Here is an 18,721-nt window from a genome sequence, read left to right as displayed (position 1 = left end):
GGTAACTGACCGTGGCGGGCAATGATGGGGAGAGTTCCGTGAGCGCTCTCACCCGGTGGGTCGCCGCCCGCAAATCGACCGCATCCGTACTGGTGGTCGCGCTCGTCGTTGGCGTGCCCCTGACGATCGCGGCGCTGCATCCCGGGTTCCCGGTTTCTGATGTGAAACTGACGTCACGAGATGTGTGGGTGACCAACGGCCAGAAACTCCTGGGCGGACGGCTGAATCGTCAGATCGATGAGCTGAACGGCTCTGTGGTGGCGTCGAGCGCGAATTTCGATGTGATGCAGGATGGCGACACCCTGTTCATGCATGACCCGGATGCGGGTCGGGTCGAGTCGGTGAATCCGGCGTCAACCGAGGTGACGTCGTCAGTGGATGTGCCGATCGGCGCCGAGGTTGCGTATGGCGGCAGTGTTATCGCGATCCTGGCAGCTGACGGGAAGCTGTGGGGCATCCCGTCGGTGGGCGACCTGCAGTTCAACTATGTCTCCGACGCTCCGATAGCGGAGTTGGGCGAGGGCGCGCACGTTGCGGTGTCCCCCGACGGCGTGATCCTGGCGGTGTCGCCCGAGACGAAGACGTTGTTTCGGATCGCGACTCTCGACGCCGCACCGCTCGCCACAGATTTTCCGGGTGTCGGAGAGTTCCAGCTCGCTGCGGTCGGCGATGCCCCTGTGGTGTTCGACCAGTCGACGAATGAGATCGTCACTGAGGGCGGGCAGCGGTACGGCATCGGTGACGCGCCCGGATTGGCTCTGCAGCAGACGGGTCCCACATCGGGTTTCGCTGTGCTTGCAACAGCAGACTCCCTGGTTCGGGTAGATCTGGGCTCAGGTTCAGTCGAGACGATGGGTGCCGGCTTCACGAGCAACAACAGCGATGTGAGTGGTATCGCGGCCCCGGTGAATCAAGATGGTTGCGCCCACGGTGCGTGGGGCGCGGACCAAACGTACCTGCTGTCGTGCGAGGGCCAGGATGTCGTGACCCTTGCCATTGCGGAGCCGACACAAGCGGGGGTGCTGGAGTTTCGGGTCAATCGGTCGGTGATCGCATTGAACGACTTGACGAATGGCAATGTGTGGTTGCCGAGTGAGAACATGCGGCTGGTCAACAACTGGGATGATGTGACGCCACCGGTGGAGCAGGAATCTGAGGAGATCGGCGAAGAGAAGTCGGCGATCCAGTCGTTCGAAGACACCCTCGCCGAGCGCACCGATACGAACCGGCCACCGACCGCGAAAGACGACGAGTTCGGGGTACGGCCCGGACGCACCACTATTCTTTCGGTGCTGGACAACGACTCCGACCCCGATGGTGACGTGCTGGTGATCTCGTCGTATGACGCGATCGCGGAGACGACCGGCAGGCTCGACCCGATCGATGGCAGCAGGGCCTTGCAGTTCACTCCGGTCGAGGGCTTCGTGGGCAGCATCTCGTTCAACTACACGGTGGATGACGGCCGTGGCGGCACGGACTCAGCACATGTCACTGCTCGAGTGGTGCCCGACGAGATCAATGAGGCGCCGTACCCGGTTCGACTCCCGGGGGTCGCGGTCGAAGCCAACCAGACGATCTCCTACAACGTGCTGTCAGATTGGCGCGATCCCGACGGGGACGACCTCTATCTCATCGGCGCTAGCCCGAAATCGGGCGACCTTGTGAGATTCACCCCCGACGGTTTCATCACATTCACCCACCAGACCTCGGAGCTGGGACAGAAGGAGGTGCAGTTCCAGGTCAGCGATGGCCGCGGCTCACCCGTGACGGGAACTCTCACGGTCGTCGTCGAGCCTTCCGGTACCCTCAACCCGATCGGAACGCCTGACTTCGCCAGCGCTTTCGTGGGGGAGACAACGGTCATCGAGCCGTTGAGGAACGACCTGTCACCGTCGGGGGCGCAGTTGAGCCTGATCGGCATGGATGAAACGAGCGGTGGGGCCGTGGCATCCTTCAACTCCGATCGCCGACAGGTGACGTTCTCGTCGTCGAACCCGGGCATCTTCTACCTGAAGTACACGCTGCAGGCTGGCGCAAACACGAGTGTGGGCATCATTCGCATCGATGTCAAAGACAAGCCCGCGGATGACAATGTTCCGCCGATTGCCGTGAAAGATACCGCGTACCTGCGTGGGGAAGAGCCCATCACGGTCTCTGTGCTCTCAAACGATGTCAGCCCCACAGGGAAGATTCTGGCCGTGCAGTCGGTGACTGTTCCCGCGGATGTGAAGGCGAAGGGGCTCGTCGTCGAACTTCTCGAGTCGACGCTTGTGCGGGTGACCGCGACATCGGCGATGACGGAGCAGGTCAACTTCAGCTACACAATCTCGGACGGCATCTCGACGGCGACCGCCGGAGTGACCGTGGTACCGGTGCCGGCGTTGACGAAACACCAGCCGCCGGTCGCGGCCGATGATGCGGCCACCGTGCGGGTCGGAGACATCATCACGTTGGATGTGCTGGCCAACGACTTCCATCCAGATGACTCGAGCATGTTCCTCGACACAAACCTGATCACCGCACCCACGGCAGGAATCGCCTTCGTCTCGAACAACCTGCTGCGGTTCCAGGCGCCGGCTGTGGCCGGCGAGTACCGCGTCGACTACCGGGTGCTCGACCCGTTCGGCGAGATGGCTGCAGCGACCGCGGTGTTCATTGTCACCCCCCTGAGCACCGACGGCAACCGCGATCCCATACCCGATCCGCTGGTGGGGCGCGTGCTCGCCGGCGGGTCTATCCGCGTCGACGTTCCACTGAACGGCATTGACCCGGATGGGGATTCCGCGCAGCTTCTGAACTTTCCGCAGAATCCAACGCTGGGCTCTGTGGTGGAGGTCGGCAACGATTACTTCATCTACGACTCTTCCGAGGCGGCCGCTGGCACCGACGAGTTCAGCTACCGCGTGTATGACACCTTCGGTGCAACGGGTGACGCGAGCATCAGAATTGCTGTCATCCCGCAGCCCAGCCAGTTGCAGCCGCCGAACGCGGTCCCTGACAGCGTCGCTGTCAGGCCGGGGCGCGTCGCTCAGGTCGACCTGATGGCCAACGACTCCGACCCGCAGGGCTCTCCGATCAAGGTTTCGAAGACTCTGGTGGACGTGCCAAAGGGCATCGACGCCGAGGTCGTCGGCCGACAGTATCTGGTGGTCACCGCGCCGGAAACCGAGCAATCGTTCTCGCTGCGCTACGAACTCACCAATGACCGCGGCGGTAAGACAATGAGCTACGTGCTCGTGACCGTGACCCCGGATGCGCCACTGCTGCCGCCGACGGCCAATGATGTGCCCATCCTCACAAAATCCATTGCGGGCAAGAAATCATTTACGGTCAACATCTTCGATGGCTACGCGTTCAACCCTGCTGGCAGAACTGAAGACCTTGTCGTATCGATTGATGGCCCCAACGCCGGGGCCGCGACACTGCTCGAGCGCAACGGCCGGATCGAGGTCATCCCGGGCGAAACCCGCCAGGCCATCGCGTACCGGGTGACCAATACCGTGGATGAATTGAGCGCAATGGCGTTCATCCTCGTGCCCGCTGCGGTGGACGAGGACTTCGATGAGCCCCCCATGCTCGACCCGAATCTGCCGATCCAATATGTGAGCATGAACGAGTCACGGCAGTGGGCGCTGTCCGACATTCTCGTGGTGCCCTCTGGTCGGGACGCTCACATCTACACCCCGACGAGCGTGAGCTCGATCCGCAGCAATGGCGAATCCAGCTTTGTTGATGATGGCACGATCAGATTCACTCCGGCCGAGGATTACCGCGGCCCTGCGTCGATCACCTTCACCGTCTCGGACGGCGAATCCAGGAACGACCCCAAGGGAATCGCCGCGACTGTCACCCTGCCCATCGTCGTCGGCGACCCTGAGTCCCGCGATATCCCACCGGGCTTCACCACCCCAAACGTGCAGGTCGAGGTCGGCGAGACGTCCACCACCGACCTTCGCCAGTCGACCGGGCACCCGAATCCGCAGATTCTGCAGGAGGTCACATACTCCAGTGTCTCTACATCCGCGTCGACATTGACCGCGTCTCTCACTGGATCCCAGCTAGCGCTCAGCATCCCCAGAGACGCCGTCAAGGGCAGCACGTACACCGTCGCCGTGACACTGCGGTGGGACAAGTTCACGGTCCCGGGCACGATCAATGTCACTGTGGTCGGTTCGACCAAGCCGCTTCCCGTGGCCGTCGCAGACAGTTACGAAACCAAACGCCCAGTCGGAACCTTCGTGATGGATCCGCTTACCAACGACTCCAATCCGTATCAGAACACCGGCGAGCCACTGACGATCGTGGATGCGCAGATCAGCAACGCAGAAAACGTCGGCGTCATCACCTTCACGGGCACCCAGATCAGGGTTACCCCGAATTCCACCCCGCACTACATGGTCATCGAGGTCGTCTACACGGTGCAGGATGCCACGAAAGACCGGGACCGCCGCGTCAATGGCAGGATCACCTTCACCGTCACCGATGTGCCCGATGTCGTGCAGAAGCCCGACCGTGACGGGGATTCCGCTGTCGGAGGCGATCAATCTGCCACGATCAAGTTCGCGGCTCCCGCGACCAACGGAAAAACCATCACCGGCTATCAGGTGAAGAATCTACAAACGAACACGATCACTGAGGGTTGCACTGCCGGCCAGGCCTGCACTGTGAACGGCCTCACCAACGGAACCCCGTACACATTCCAGGTCAGAGCCATCAACGACAACGGCGCCGGTGCCTACTCCGCCGCCAGCGAACAGATCACCCCGTATGGCACCCCCGGGACCGTCACTCCGGTCTCGCTCGCGCAATCGAACCGTTGGGCGCCGGGCACCATTCAGGGCAGCTGGGATTCCGTTGGCGCGACGGGCGGCACGACAACCTACTTCTGGAACCTCAACGGCGGCGGATTCAACCAAACGTCGGGCCTGAGTACCGGGCCGATCTCGGGACTGAGCGCAGGTAGTTACACGATCGGTGTGTATGCGCAAAACGCTGGCGGCAAGCGGAGCCCCGCAGAAACTCAGTCGAACGCCGTCGCAATCAACGTGCAGCCGACGCCCAATGCTGTGCGCAACCTCTCCACGCCGCCGAACGTTTCGTCGAATTCCACCACGCTCACATGGACCTGGGATGCGCCAGACAACGCCTCTGCCGACCAGGCCGGAGAAGGACTGCAATACCTGTGGTCGACAAGCAATGGTCGATCAGGAACAACCACGGCGACCTCTGCGTCGATCACTGTAGGACCGGGCGGCCCTTACTCGATCACAGTTCTTGCACGAAACAGCGGCGGGAACGGGCCGAGTACAACATCCGGGGGCACGACCGTCACGGCTTACACCCCCCCCACCACCGCCAACGAATGGCACGGTCACTACTCAGACCTGCATCGTCAACAGTGCCGCCTGGTACCAGTACTCCACGTGTTCGAATGTGAACCTCAGCCCCGGCTATGGGCTGTACATCTATTGCTGGGGCACGCAGAACGGTGTCGTTTGGTACCTGATGAACATGGGCGATTACAGCGGATACTTCATCAGGGCAGCCGACACCAGCAGGAGCTACGCGACAGTTCCCGACTGCGGCAGCGTCTAGACCGCCCTGCGGGTGCTGGCGCGATGGCGCCAGCACAGCAAGTCGACTTAGAAGGTTGCCTCGTCCGGGTTTGAGCCGACACGCTGGCCGCGGTCGAGTGCATCGATGGATGCCATCTGCTCGGCGGTCAGCTCGAAGCCGAAGACGTCGAAGTTTTCGGCCATGCGGTTGCGGGAGTTCGACTTCGGGAACAGGATGATGCCGTTTTGGAGGTGCCAGCGAATGGTCACCTGTGCTGGTGTGACGCCATGCGCCTCGGCCGCTGCCTGAAGTGCTGGCTCGCTGAACAGGTCGTACTTTCCCTGGCCGAGCGGACCCCATGCCTGGATGTGCATTCCGACCTCAGCACCGAATGCGCGAAGCTCGCGCTGCGCGAAAGCGGGGTGGAGTTCGAGCTGGTCGACAGCCGGAACAATACCCGTGCCAGCGATGATCTTGTCGAGATGCGCCCGGTGGAAGTTGCTGACGCCGATCGAGCGGGTCTTGCCGTCTGCCTTGAGCTGGGCGAGGGTCTGCCAGCTGTCGAGGTAGCGGTCGAGGTCGGCGCGCGGCCAGTGGATCAGGTACAGGTCGACGAAGTCGAGGCCAAGCTTTTCGAGGCTGAGGTCCATTGCGTCGATCGCAGACTGGGTGCCCTGGTCGCTGTTCCACAGCTTTGTGGTGATGAAGAGCTCGTCGCGCGGGATGCCGGACGCGGCGATCGCGCGGCCCACGCCGATCTCGTTGCCGTAGATTGCCGCGGCGTCGATGTGGCGGTAGCCGACCTCGAGGGCGTCGGTCACGATGCGCTCGGTGGCTTCTGGATCGACCTGGAAAACACCGAAACCGAGTTGCGGAATCGTGGCGCCGTCGTTGAGGGTGATGGTGGGAACAGTCATGATTCCAGCCTATGTCATTACAGGTTGCGTGCCACGCGGAACCCCATGTGGGTGGTGGAGGAGTCCACGGTTTGGCGGGTCCGCGCCGCCGGGCGGTATCGCAGGCAATATTCGGGAGCGCACAGGTGCGATCCACCCTTGGCCACCCGGTCGGTGGACGTGGCGGGTTTGCCGGCGGGCGAGCATCCGCAGGTCGTTGCCTGTTCCGAGTGCCGCGCCTCCCAGACCGTCGAGGTCCACTCCCAAACGTTCCCCGTGACATCCACGAGCCCGAAGTCGTTCGGTGGGAAGGATCCGACCGGCGACGTTCCGACCCAGCCGGCCGCTCCCGTGTTGCGCCACGGGAAAGCCCCCTGCCACGTATTGGCTTTCAGTTCACCAACGTTCTGGGGTTCTTCTCCCCACGCGAACGTGGCGCCGGGCTTGCCACCGCGAGCGGCGAACTCCCACTCGGCTTCGGTCGGCAACCTCGAGCCCGACCATTCACAGAAAGCCGTGGCATCCGCAAAAGATACCTGCACAACCGGATGCTGCGCCACAGAGTCGTTCGTGGTGCCGGGGCCGTGCGGCTCGCGCCAGTTAGCACCCGTGACCCAGTGCCACCACAGACGCCAGTTGCCGAGATCGACGGGGCCCTCGGTCGGCTTGAAGACGAGTGACCCCGGGCGTAGGTCGAGGTCGACAGCGCCGGGGAAATCGTCGGGATTGAGCGGGGTTTCGGCGGTGGTCACGTAGCCCGTCGCTGCCACAAACTCGGCGAACTGGGCGTTGGTGACGGGGGTGCGAGCGATCGCGAAGGGGGCGACGTGCCGCTGCACGACCGGTCCCTCTTCCGGATAAAAGTCGGTTGACCCCATGGCAAAGCTCCCACCCGAGAGTTCGACGAAGTCGAGATCCGTCACCAGCGGTGGTTGCGTCATGTCAGGGGTCCCTTCGTTGTGCGCGCGAGCGCGGCCCTTCGGTGCGAGCGCGCCCGTGCGGACGACCGCGGTCGGGCCGAACGGGCGCGCTCGGCCTAGACGTGCCGCTCGTCGGGGCCGTTGTAGACGCTCAGCGGTCGGATCAGCGCGTTCGACGCGAGCTGCTCCATGATGTGAGCCGTCCATCCGGTGATGCGCGATGCCACGAACAGCGGCGTGAACATCTCGGTGTCGAACCCGATGAGGTTGTACGCCGGGCCGCTCGGGTAGTCCAGATTCGGCAGGATGTTCTTGCGCTCGGTCATCGCCGTCTCGAGGGCGACGTACAGCTCGAGCATCTCGGGCCGGTCGTACTCGGCGACGAGCGTCTCGAGTGCGGCCTTCATCGTGGGCACCCTGGAGTCGCCATGCTTGTAGACGCGGTGACCGAAGCCCATGATCTTGCGCTTCTCGGCGAGCGCGGCGTCGAGCCACAGTTCGACGCCACCTGCGGTGCCGATTTCTTCGAAGGTGTGCATGACGGCCTCGTTGGCTCCGCCGTGAAGCGCGCCCTTGAGCGCACCCACCGCGGCCGTCACGGCCGAGTACAGGTCCGAGAGCGTGCTCGTCACGACGCGAGCCGTGAATGTGGATGCGTTGAAGGAGTGCTCCGCGTACAGGATCATCGACACGTCGAACGCGTTGACGACCACCTCATTCGGCAACTCACCGAACGTCATGAAGAGGAAGTTGGCGGAGTAACCGAGGTCGTCCCGTGGCTCCACGAGGTGCTCGCCGCGGCGGCGGCGCTGGTCGTACGCGACGATGGAGGGAAGCTGCGCCATCAGGGCCATGGACTTGCCCAGGTTCGACTCTGGGCTGGAATCCGCGACATCCGGATCGTTGGCACCAATCACGCTCACCGCGGTGCGCACGACGTCCATGGGATGCGCGGTGAGCGGCAGCTCGTCGATGATGCGCTTCACCCGCTCGTCGATGTGCCGAAGCGCGCGCTCCTGGTTCTCGAAGTCTGCCAGCTGCGTCGGGGTGGGCAGTTCACCGTTCCACAGGAGGTAGGCGACCTCCTCGAACGTGCACTTCTCGGCGAGCTCCTGCACCGGGTACCCGCGATACAGCAGCGAATTGGTCTCAGGGTTCACCTTCGAGATGGAGGTGGTGTCGACGTAGACGCCGGCCAGGCCTTTGTGGATCTCTGGGTCAGTCATGGATGTTCCCTACTTCCCTTGCGGGACCTGGAAGTTGAATACCGAGGTGTCGAAGGCGTTGTACGACTCATAGTCGAGCAGTTCATACAGTCTGGCGCGAGTTTGCATTCCTGCAACCTCCGAGTTAAGAGAACCTTCGCGGGTGATCGTTTCCAGCCCCCGCTCCGCCGCGCCCATGGCGATGCGCAACAGGCTGACCGGGTAGATGACGATGTTGATTCCGACAGCGGCCAGCTGCTCGGTGGTGAACAGTTCGCTCTTGCCGAATTCGGTCATGTTGGCGAGGATCGGCACATCCACGGCCTTGCGCACAGCCTCGAATTCGGCCAGATCGGCCATCGCCTCCGGGAAGATCGCGTCCGCGCCGGCGTCGACCAGCTGCTTCGCGCGATCGATGGCCGCCTGCAGTCCGTCAACCGCCCGGATGTCGGTGCGCGCCATGATGAGCAGGTTGGGGTCGCGCCGCGCGTCGACGGCCGCGCGGATGCGCTTGGCCGCGACATCCGGCCCCACCACGGCCTTGCCGTCGAGGTGACCGCAACGCTTCGGATTGACCTGGTCTTCGATGTGCAGCCCCGCGACCCCGGCGTCTTCGAGCGCCTGCACGGTTCGCGCAACGTTCATGGGCTCGCCGAAGCCGGTGTCTGCATCGATCAGGGTGGGCAGCTCGGTCATGCGGCTGATCTGCTGGCCGCGCGCCGCGACCTCGGTCAGGGTCGTGAGCCCGATGTCGGGCAGGCCGAGGTCGGCGGCGAGCACGGCCCCCGAAATGTAGACCCCCTCGAAGCCCTTGTCCTGGATGAGTTTCGCGCTCAGCGGGTTGAACGCCCCCGGAAAGCGCAGCAGCTCCCCCGTGGCGAGTGCGGCTCGCAGCGTGGCGCGCTTCTCTGCGGGGGTGGTTGTCGCGTACAGCATTAGAAAATCCCCTTCGGGGTCACTGCCGGGAAGTCACCGTTGACGGTGAGCCCCGTCAGGTCGGTGAGATTCTGCAGGTTCTGCGCGGTGTCGAGGAACCTCTCGATCTCGCCAGCCTCCAACACTCCGTCGGCCAGGCTGCGGAACTTGTGGATGTACTGTTCCCGGGCAAACGGCCTCGCTCCGAGCGGGTGCGCGTCGGCGACCGCGATCTCGTCGACGATGCGTGAACCGTCAGCGAGCTCGATCTCTACGCGACCACCGAACGCCTTCTCGGTGATGTCGTTGGAGTGGTATCGGCGGGTCCACTCCTTGTCTTCGATGGTGGTGACCTTGTTCCACAGCGCGATGGTGTCTGGACGGTTGGCGCGCTCCGGAGCGTACGAGCGCTCGTGGTGCCATTCGCCGTCCTGCAGGGCGACGGTGAAGATGTACGGGATCGAGTGGTCGAGGGTCTCGCGGCTCGCACTCGGGTCGTACTTCTGCGGGTCGTTTGCGCCGGAGCCGATCACGTAGTGGGTGTGGTGGCTGGTATGCAGCACGGCGCTCACGATCGACTCAGCTGTGAGCGCGGGATGCTCGCGCTTCAGCCGGCGCGCGAGGTCGATCCACGCCTGCGCCTGGTACTCGGCAGAATGCTCTTTCGTGTACGTGTCGAGGATGGCGAGGCGTGCCTCTCCGCGGGCGGGCAGCGGAACCTCGTAGGCGGCGTCAGCGCCGTCCAGCAACCAGGCGATAACCCCGTCTTCTCCCTCGTAGATCGGGGTGGGGCTGGTCTGTCCGCGCATCGCACGATCAACGGCCTCGACCGCCATCTTTCCCGCGAAGGCCGGGGCATGCGCCTTCCAGGTGGAGATCTCACCCTTGCGCGACTGGCGGGTGGCCGTGGTGGTGTGCAGCGCCTGGCCGACGGCCTGGAAGATGGTCTCGGTCGGCAGCCCCAGCAGGGTACCGATGCCGGCGGCCGCCGATGGGCCGAGGTGGGCAACATGGTCGATCTTGTGCTTGTGCAGGCTGATCGCCTTCACCAGGTCGACCTGGATCTCGTAGCCCGTCACGATGCCTTTCAACAGCTCGGCTCCGGAGCAACCGAGGTGCTGGGCGACGCTCAGGATCGGCGGGATGTTGTCGCCGGGGTGCGAGTACTCGGCGGCGAGGAACGTGTCGTGGTAGTCGAGCTCGCGCACGGCGACCCCGTTTGCCCAGGCCGCCCACTCGGGGCTGGTCGGGAGGTTGCTGCCGAAGACGGTGGACCCTGCTCCATTGCGTGAGACGGGATGCGCCTCGGCCTGGGCGCGCGCGGCGATCACGGGCGCGCGGGTGAGGGACGCGGTCGCCACCGACGCGTTGTCGATGATGCGGTTGATGACCATGTCGGCCACGGCATCCGTCGCCTCGATCTGCTCGGAGGCCACCGCGGCGATCTTCCAGGCGAGCTGGTTTTCTCTGGGCAGGTTTTCTTCGCTCTTGTAGACACGAACAGGATGCAGGGTTGTCATGGCGTTCCTTTATCGATGCGTGCTGAGCATCTGCGCGGTCGCGAGGATGCTGGTCAGGCTTTGGTGGAGATGGACGTGGGTTGCCGAGGCGGCCAGTTCGCTGTCGCCGGCCGCGACGGCCTCGACGATGAGGAGGTGCTCGCGGGCGGCCGCACGGAGGCGGGAGTTGTTGTCGCGCGAGATGCGGCGGAGCCTGACCAGGTGCGGCCTCAGGCTGCGCAGGGCCGTCACGAGGTAGGTGTTGGCGGAGGCGGCATCCATCGCGGCATCGAACCTGGCGACGAGTTCGTAGTAGCCGGCGTGGTCTGAGCGCTCGAGCAGGTCGGGTGCGACCCTGAATTCGGCGGCGAGGGTTTCGAACACGGCCGGGTCTCGATGCTGCGCGGCCTGGCGGGCGATCTGCTGCTCGAGTGCCTGCCTGAGCTCGAAGAGCTGGGCGATGTCGCTGACCGAGACGGCGGTGACGACGAGTCCCCTGCCGCCCTGGGCCGCGACGAGCCCATCAGACAGCAGCCTGGCCAGGGCCTCGCGCAGTGGTGTTCGGGAGATTCCGAGCCGTTCAGACTGCTCTACTTCGCCGAGCACGGTGCCGGGTTCGAGCCGCCATTCGAGGATGTCTTCGCGCAGGGCCGCATAGGCGCGTTCGCTCGCTCGCATCCACACCCCTTCGCCGTTGTATACACAGGCTAGCGCTACAGCCCCATAATCGCAACGATTGGGCTTCTGTGTATGCAAAGACGGGCTAGCGGCGAACCTTGCCCGTGAGTCCGGCAACCGGCGCGAGCAGTGTCGGTCGGGCGGCGAACCAGCCGGCGACCATGAGCACGATCGATCCGGCGAAGAAGGCGAGCCCGAGCCAGCCCTGGTCGTCGCGGGCGGCGTACATGTGGTTGAGGTTGCGCAGGGCTCCGGTCAACAGCACGAGCACCACGTGCACGATGATGAACGCGACGAAATAGATCATCACCGGGAAGTGGATGGCACGAGCCACCGGCAGCGGGAACACCTTGTCGAACTTGCGGAACTTCGTCGCGAACCCGGGCGCCATGCGGATGCCGGTGGCGAGCGCCAGCGGGGCCGCAATGAACGTGGTGACAAAGTAGGCCAGCAGCTGCAGGGCGTTGTAGTTGAGCCATCCGTTCTCGGTCGGCCAGTTCATCGACGCGTACTGCAGTGCTGCGGAGAGCGCGTTGGGGATGACGTCCCAGCTGACCGGAATGACACGCACCCACTGCCCGGTGGCGAACAGGAGGATGTAGAACACGACCCCGTTGAGCACCCACAGCGAGTCGACCGTGAGGTGGAACCAGACCGGCAACCCGATGCGAACCGGCGGGTTCTTGGTTTTCAGCAGGCCGGTGTTGTTGCGCGTCCAGAAGGCTGCTGGGCGCTTGCCTTTGCGAATCTCCCAGCCCGTTCGAATGATGAAGAGCATGAAGAACGAGTTGAGGAAGTGCTGCCAGCCGAGCCAGGCAGGGAAGCCGACCGGGGCATCCGCCGGCAATTCGGACTCGCCGGGGTAGTCACTCATAAACGACTGCACGGCGGGAAGTTCGCGGATGCCGCGCGCGGCGAGCACGACGAGGATCACGAGCGCCAGCCCCGCGGGGATCATCCAGGCGAGCTTCCGCCAGCGGCTTCGGGCGGCGGAGGTCTGTGGCGTCGTCACCTGCCCACAATATCCTTAGCCACTCGTCAGTCGAATACATGCAGCCAGATGTTGTCGGGATCCCAGCCGTGCCCCCGTCTGCCCTTGCGGCCCGCCGTGGGGTCGAACTGCGCCCGCCCCTCCCCGTTCCACCCGACCCGCTGGTCCCACAGCACGCGCAGGTCATGCGCCTCTCGCTCGATGTGCTCGATGACGCCGTGTTTGAGGTGGTACCAGTGGTTGGGCCAGTCGTCCCTGGTATCCGTCCAGCCGCAGGCCAGCAACAGGCGCAGGTGGTGCTGGACGGCGGTGCGGCCCACCCCGAACTCGTGGGTGATGACCCCTTCGAGTTCGCCGGCGGTGTGCTCGCCCGACGCGAGAATCTGCACAAGGCGGCGCCGAATGGGCTCGGCCAGCACTTCGTATGGGTGCACAAAAACACAATGTCAGTTGCGACTGACGTCAGTCGCAACTGACATTCAAAAAACGGACAGGGGCGTTCGCGCGGACGCTGTGGAGGGGAGGCGTGGCCTAGAGGTCGCTGATCGCCTTCGGCTCATATCCGAGCGCCTGGGCGACCTCTGCGTTGAAGAGGGATCCGGCGTGGGTGCTGAGGCCCTTCGAGAGGGGCTCGTTGGCGGTGACGGCGCCCAGCCAGCCCTTGTCGGCGATCAGCAGCACGTAGGGAAGCGTCGCGTTGGTGAGAGCCTGGGTTGAGGTCTGCGACACGGCGCCCGGCATGTTCGCGACGCAGTAGTAGGTGCTGTTGTGCACGGGGAAGGTCGGGTCGTCATAGGTTGTCGCGCGGCTTCCCTCGAAGCATCCACCCTGGTCGATCGCGATGTCGACGAGCACGCTTCCGCGCTTCATCGTTGAGACCATGGCGTCGGTCACAAGCTTCGGGGCGGCCGCCCCGGGGATGAGCACTGAGCCGATCACGAGGTCGGCCTCCTTCACGAGCGCCGCGATCGCGTAGTTCGTCGAGACGGCGGTCTTCAGCCCGGGGTACTGGCCCTCGAGCTGGCGGAGACGGGGAATGGAGAGGTCGACCACCGTGACCTCGGCTCCCATCCCGAGGGAGTTTGCCGCTGCGTGCTCGCCGGCAACGCCGCCACCGATCACCACGACCTTCGCCTTCGCGGTGCCGGGCACGCCACCCATAAGAACGCCGCCACCACCGTTCGAGCTCATCAGCTGGTTTGCTCCCACCTGCGCGGCCAGTCGGCCGGCGACCTCGCTCATGGGCGAGAGGAGGGGAAGCGTACGGTCGGGCAACTGCACTGTCTCATAGGCGATGGAGGTCGTGCCCGCCGCGAGAAGAGCGTCGGTGCACGGGCGTGAGGCCGCGAGGTGCAGGTAGGTGAAGAGCACCTGTCCGTCGCGCAACCGCGGGTATTCCTCGGCGATGGGCTCCTTGACCTTCAGCAGCAGGTCGCCCGCGGCCCAAATCTCGTCGGCAGTCGCCAGAATGGTCGCGCCTTCGGCGACATACTGCTCATCGGTGATCTGCGCGCCAAGCCCTGCACCCTTCTGGATGACAACCTCGTGGCCTCGGCGCACAAGCTCATGCACACCCGCGGGGGTGAGTGCTACGCGGTTCTCGTTGTTCTTGACCTCTGTGGGGACTCCGACGCGCATGGCTGTGATCCGATCTGTGAATAGGCGGTGGGAACAATTTTGTGGAAGATTCGTTACAAACGGGTTTCATCCGCAGAAAATTCTGTAAAGTTGGCAAAATTCATTCGTACCGAACGTGAGGATGCCCGATTTCATGTCCGAACAGGAGATCCTTCGGCCGCTGCCGCAACTCGATGACATCGACCTGACCCTGGTGCGGCTGTTGCGCGACGATGCGCGCATGTCGAATGCCCGCCTTGCCGAGGAGGTGGGAATCGCCGCATCCACCTGCCTGACACGCGTGCGGTCGCTGATCGAGCGTGGTGTCGTGCGCGGTTTTCACGCCGAGCTCAACCCGCGGGCTCTGGGTCTCGGCCTCGAGGCGCTCATCAGCGTCAACATCCGGGTCGGCGCCCGACGGGCCATCGCGCAGTTCTCCGACGAGATGCGTCAGCTGCCCGAGGTCGTTCAGGTCTTCTTCCTGGGCGGGTCGGAAGACTTCATCCTGCACGTCGCGTCGCGGGACTCCGACCACATCAGGCAATTCGTGGTCGACAACCTCTCGGCACACCCCTCGGTCGCGTCCACGCGCACCAGCCTGGTCTTCGAGCACCACACCCCGGGGCTCTCGGTCAGGGGCTGACTGCGACACCGGGTTAGAGTGTGAGGCTGATGTCTTCCGAGAGCGCGCCGCCGACAACCGGGCCCCCGCACGTCACCTTCCCGCCCGACCTTCCCGTTAGTCAGCGTAAAGACGACATCGAGAAGGCGATCCGCGGCAGCCAGGTCGTCATCGTGGCCGGTGCGACCGGCTCGGGCAAGACCACCCAGATCCCCAAGATGCTGATGGAGCTCGGCTACGACAGCATCGGCCACACCCAGCCCCGCCGCATCGCCGCGCGCACCATCGCCGAGCGCATCGCCGAAGAGCTGGGGCAGGAGGTGGGCCAGCTCGTCGGCTACCAGGTGCGCTTCACCGACCGGGTCGGCAAAGACACGAAGATCAAGCTGATGACCGACGGCATCCTGCTCAATGAGATCCACCGCGACCGCGACCTCAAAAAGTACGATGCGATCATCATCGACGAGGCGCACGAACGCAGCCTGACGGTCGACTTCCTGCTCGGCTACCTCAAGCAGCTGCTGCCCAGGCGTCCCGACCTCAAGGTCGTGATCACGAGCGCGACGATCGACCCCGAGAGCTTCGCGAGGCATTTCGCCGCAGCCGACGGCACCCCGGCCCCGATCATCGAGGTCTCGGGCCGCACCTATCCGGTCGAGATCCGCTACCGACCGCTCGCGCCCGACGAGGAGGGCGACGAAGGCCGCGACCTCTTCCAGGCGATCAACGAGGCCATCGACGAGCTCGGGCGCGAAAGCGCTGGCGACGTGCTCGTGTTCCTGTCCGGCGAGAACGAGATCCGGGATGCGGAAGACGCCATCCGGGGCCGACACCTGCCCGGCACCGAGGTGCTCCCCCTCTACGGCCGCCTCAGCGCCGCGGACCAGCACCGCGTCTTCGAAAGCAGCAGAACCCCCGGCACCCGCCGCCGCATCGTGCTGGCGACCAACGTCGCCGAGACGAGCCTGACGGTTCCGGGCATCCGGTACGTCATCGACGCCGGCACGGCACGTATCAGCCGGTACAGCGTGCGCTCCAAGATCCAGCGGCTGCCGATCGAGGCGATCAGCCAGGCGTCCGCGAACCAGCGCAGCGGCCGGTCGGGGCGAACCAGCGACGGCATCGCCATCCGCCTCTACTCCGAGGAAGACTTTTCCAAGCGACCCGAGTTCACCGAGCCCGAGATTCTGCGCACCAACCTGGCCGCGGTCATCCTGCAGATGATCTCGCTGGGGCTCGGCGACATCGCCGCCTTCCCCTTCCTGCAACCACCGGAGTCGCGCGGCATCAAGGATGGTCTCGACCTGCTGCACGAGCTGAACGCGATCACCAAAACCTCCACCATCACGCGCATCGGCAAGCAGCTGAGCCAGCTGCCGATCGACCCGCGGCTGGCGCGCATGGTCATCGAGTCGAAGCAGCACGCGACAACGCGCGAGGTGATGGCGATCGTCGCCGGGCTGAGCATTCAGGATCCTCGCGAGCGGCCGCTCGAGCGCCGCACCCAGGCCGACCAGCAGCACGCCAGGTTCACCGACCCGACAAGCGACTTCCTGACCCTGCTGAACCTCTGGAACCACCTCGAGGAGAGGCAGAAGGAGCTCAGCGGCAACCAGTTCCGCCGCGAGGTCAAGAGCGAGTACCTCAACTATCTGCGCGTGCGGGAATGGCAGGACGTCTACCGCCAGCTGTCGCGCACCACCAAGCAGCTGGGGCTCCACATCGGCGATGCCCACGCGAACCCCGATGGCATCCACCGCTCACTGCTCGCGGGGCTGCTGAGCCATATCGGCCTGAAGGATTCGGCGAAGAAGGATTACGTCGGCGCGCGTCAGTCGCGATTCGTGATCTTCCCAGGATCGGCGCTGGCGAAGAAGCAGCCGGCCGCCGTGATGAGCGCTGAGCTCGTCGAGACCAGCCGGCTTTTCGCGAGGATGAACGCCGCCATCGATCCGGCCTGGGCCGAGACGATCGCGGGAGACCTGATCAAGCGCACGTACTCCGAGCCGCACTGGGAGCGCAAGCAGGGCGCGTCTGTCGCCTTCGAGCGCGCCACCCTGTACGGGGTGCCCATCATCGTCAAGCGTCGCGTGCAGTTTTCCCGCATCGACCCGCAGTACGCCCGCGAGCTGTTCATCCGGCACGCGCTCGTCGAGGGTGACGTCACCGACGAGACGCTCAGAGCGCGACTGTACGACTTCGACCGCGCGAACAAGCGGCTGCGCGCCGAGCTCGCGCAGCTCGAGGAGCGCACGAGACGCCGCGACATCCTGTTCGACGATGAGGCGGTCTTCGACTTCTACCAACGACGCATCCCGCCCGAGGTGGCGTCGACGCGAGACTTCGAGGGCTGGTGGCGCAAGGCGAAGGTCGACTCCCCCGACCTGTTGACGATGACCGCCGAGAACCTCGTCGACGACGAGACGCCAGACCTCGATCACGACGCGTTCCCGAGCACCTGGCAGCAGGGTGACCAGTCGCTCGACCTGAGCTATCGGTTCGAGCCGGGCTCCGAGGATGACGGCGTCACGGTCGCGATTCCGCTCCCGCTGTTGGCGGGGTTGAAGCCCGACGGGTTCGACTGGCAGGTGCCGGGGTTACGTGAGGAGCTGGTGACGGCTCTAATCCGGTCGCTGCCGAAGAGCATCCGTCGCCATGTCGTGCCGGCGGCGGACTGGGCACGCACCCTGCTGGCAGAGGCCGAGGGCGCCGAGGGCTCCCTGGTCGCGTTCCTCGCCCGCCAGATCACCGCGAAGACGTACACGCCGGTTGCCGTCTCAGACTTCGACCTCGACCGGGTTCCCGCCCACCTTCGCGTGACCTTCGCCGTGATGGATGACCGTGCGAACCTCGTCGCGAGCGGCAAGGCGCTGAGCGCGCTGCAGGCCAGCCTCAAGCCGGTCGCACGAGCGAGCGTCGCTCGTGTGACGGAAACAGCGTCGGCGGCCTCGCCCCAGAGCGAGCGCGTCGAGCGCGCCGGGATCACCACCTGGGACTTCGACGAGCTCGATCGCAGCCGCGACACGAAGCACGGCACGAACACGATTCGTGCCTACCCTGCCCTCGTTGACGAGAAGTCGAGCGTGGCGATCAGGCTCATGAGCACCCCGGAAGACCAGGCCACGGCGCACCGGCTCGGCGTGCGACGGCTCCTGATGCTCGCGATCCCCTCCCCGACGGGCTACGTGCAGGAGCATCTCACCACGCAGGAGAAGCTGGTGCTCGCCCAGAGCCCGTACCGCACGAACGCTGCCCTGTTCGAGGACTGCATGATCGCCTGCATCGACGCCGTGATCGGCGATGGCCAGCTGTTCACGCGCGCCGAGTTCGAGAAGGCCCGGGATGCGGTCTCCGCCACGATTGTGGATGCCCTCTTCCAGGCTGTCGCCCTCGTGTCACGCATCACCGCCAGGGCTCGCGAGGCCGATAAGGCGATCAAGGCGGCGACGAGCCTCGCCCTCATCGCGCCGCTGGGCGATGCCCGCAGCCAGCTCGATGCCCTGGTCTTCGACGGTTTCGTGAGCGCAACCGGGCTGGAGCGGCTGCGCCGCATCCCCGCCTACCTCGATGGACTGATCCACCGGGTGGGCAAGCTGGTCGAGAATCCCTCCAGAGACCGGGTGTGGATGACCGAGGTGCAGCTCGCGCAGGGGCGCTACATCACGGCCGGTGGGGCCCTGCCGGTCGATCCCGCGGCCGAGGCTCGCATCATCCGGGCCCGCTGGATGCTGGAGGAGCTGCGGCTCAGTCTTTTCGCCCAGCACATTGCGACGGCCGAGCCCGTCAGCCTGCAGCGCATCACCAAGCTTCTCGCCGGGTAGC

12 protein-coding genes are annotated in these 18,721 nt (G+C 64.9%); 3 read left to right on the top strand and 9 right to left on the bottom strand.

Translation table 11 applies throughout. From position 1 onward, the window contains the following. Positions 1–38: 38 nt before the first annotated feature. Positions 39–5,669: an Ig-like domain-containing protein gene (locus QMG83_RS11775; RefSeq protein WP_283505599.1), complete on the top strand. Its 5,631-nt coding sequence runs from the start codon at positions 39–41 to the stop codon at positions 5,667–5,669. On the opposite strand, the gene QMG83_RS11770 is transcribed toward QMG83_RS11775, so the two are convergent. The 9 genes from QMG83_RS11770 to ald all read right to left on the bottom strand — a co-directional run bounded on the left by QMG83_RS11770 (position 5,643) and on the right by ald (position 14,298). Beyond that, on the bottom strand, positions 5,643–6,473 hold the full coding sequence (locus tag QMG83_RS11770; protein ID WP_283505598.1) for an aldo/keto reductase: 831 nt from the start codon (positions 6,471–6,473) through the stop codon (positions 5,643–5,645). The genes QMG83_RS11775 and QMG83_RS11770 overlap by 27 nt on opposite strands. A 17-nt stretch (positions 6,474–6,490) precedes the next feature. Further along, the gene (locus QMG83_RS11765) at positions 6,491–7,393 is read right to left on the bottom strand and encodes a formylglycine-generating enzyme family protein (protein ID WP_283505597.1); all 903 of its coding nucleotides are present in this window, start codon (positions 7,391–7,393) and stop codon (positions 6,491–6,493) included. Positions 7,394–7,488: 95 nt separating this feature from the next. Next, a complete protein-coding gene (locus QMG83_RS11760) occupies positions 7,489–8,598 on the bottom strand; it encodes a bifunctional 2-methylcitrate synthase/citrate synthase (protein ID WP_283505596.1) in 1,110 nt (369 codons plus the stop codon). Between the two features lie 9 nt (positions 8,599–8,607). After that, the gene (gene prpB / locus QMG83_RS11755; protein WP_283505595.1) at positions 8,608–9,513 is read right to left on the bottom strand and encodes a methylisocitrate lyase; all 906 of its coding nucleotides are present in this window, start codon (positions 9,511–9,513) and stop codon (positions 8,608–8,610) included. Further along, positions 9,513–11,012: an MmgE/PrpD family protein gene (locus QMG83_RS11750; protein WP_283505594.1), complete on the bottom strand. Its 1,500-nt coding sequence runs from the start codon at positions 11,010–11,012 to the stop codon at positions 9,513–9,515. The genes prpB and QMG83_RS11750 overlap by 1 nt, the downstream gene beginning before the upstream one ends. Before the next feature lie 9 nt (positions 11,013–11,021). Then, positions 11,022–11,669, bottom strand: coding sequence for a GntR family transcriptional regulator (locus tag QMG83_RS11745; RefSeq protein WP_283505593.1), 648 nt, complete (start codon positions 11,667–11,669; stop codon positions 11,022–11,024). 85 nt (positions 11,670–11,754) lie between these two features. Beyond that, on the bottom strand, positions 11,755–12,627 hold the full coding sequence (locus QMG83_RS11740) for a cytochrome b/b6 domain-containing protein (protein WP_283505905.1): 873 nt from the start codon (positions 12,625–12,627) through the stop codon (positions 11,755–11,757). 80 nt (positions 12,628–12,707) lie between these two features. Beyond that, positions 12,708–13,094, bottom strand: a complete 387-nt coding sequence (locus QMG83_RS11735) for an ArsR/SmtB family transcription factor (RefSeq protein WP_283505592.1) — start codon at positions 13,092–13,094, stop codon at positions 12,708–12,710. Positions 13,095–13,191: 97 nt separating this feature from the next. Beyond that, positions 13,192–14,298, bottom strand: coding sequence for an alanine dehydrogenase (gene ald, locus QMG83_RS11730; RefSeq protein ID WP_283505591.1), 1,107 nt, complete (start codon positions 14,296–14,298; stop codon positions 13,192–13,194). Between the two features lie 133 nt (positions 14,299–14,431). Here ald and QMG83_RS11725 point away from each other — a divergent pair, with 133 nt between their 5' ends. Together QMG83_RS11725 and hrpA are read left to right on the top strand one after the other, a co-directional pair. After that, positions 14,432–14,920: an Lrp/AsnC family transcriptional regulator gene (locus QMG83_RS11725; protein ID WP_283505590.1), complete on the top strand. Its 489-nt coding sequence runs from the start codon at positions 14,432–14,434 to the stop codon at positions 14,918–14,920. 29 nt (positions 14,921–14,949) lie between these two features. Further along, positions 14,950–18,720, top strand: coding sequence for an ATP-dependent RNA helicase HrpA (gene hrpA / locus QMG83_RS11720; protein ID WP_283505589.1), 3,771 nt, complete (start codon positions 14,950–14,952; stop codon positions 18,718–18,720). Position 18,721 lies beyond the last annotated feature (1 nt).

It is taken from the genome of Salinibacterium sp. G-O1 (genome assembly GCF_030063305.1).
Lineage (GTDB): Bacteria > Actinomycetota > Actinomycetes > Actinomycetales > Microbacteriaceae > Rhodoglobus.
The sequence above is the reverse complement of the archived record's forward strand: the minus strand, read 5'-3'. Positions and strand labels throughout refer to the sequence as shown.

Coding starts and splice junctions, on each gene's coding strand:
- QMG83_RS11770 (WP_283505598.1), bottom strand. CDS start 6,473: ATGACTGTTCCCACCATCACCCTCAACGACGGCGCCACGATTCCGCAA.
- QMG83_RS11765 (WP_283505597.1), bottom strand. CDS start 7,393: ATGACGCAACCACCGCTGGTGACGGATCTCGACTTCGTCGAACTCTCG.
- QMG83_RS11760 (WP_283505596.1), bottom strand. CDS start 8,598: ATGACTGACCCAGAGATCCACAAAGGCCTGGCCGGCGTCTACGTCGAC.
- prpB (WP_283505595.1), bottom strand. CDS start 9,513: ATGCTGTACGCGACAACCACCCCCGCAGAGAAGCGCGCCACGCTGCGA.
- QMG83_RS11750 (WP_283505594.1), bottom strand. CDS start 11,012: ATGACAACCCTGCATCCTGTTCGTGTCTACAAGAGCGAAGAAAACCTG.
- QMG83_RS11745 (WP_283505593.1), bottom strand. CDS start 11,669: ATGCGAGCGAGCGAACGCGCCTATGCGGCCCTGCGCGAAGACATCCTC.
- QMG83_RS11740 (WP_283505905.1), bottom strand. CDS start 12,627: ATGATCCCCGCGGGGCTGGCGCTCGTGATCCTCGTCGTGCTCGCCGCG.
- ald (WP_283505591.1), bottom strand. CDS start 14,298: ATGCGCGTCGGAGTCCCCACAGAGGTCAAGAACAACGAGAACCGCGTA.
- QMG83_RS11725 (WP_283505590.1), top strand. CDS start 14,432: ATGTCCGAACAGGAGATCCTTCGGCCGCTGCCGCAACTCGATGACATC.
- hrpA (WP_283505589.1), top strand. CDS start 14,950: ATGTCTTCCGAGAGCGCGCCGCCGACAACCGGGCCCCCGCACGTCACC.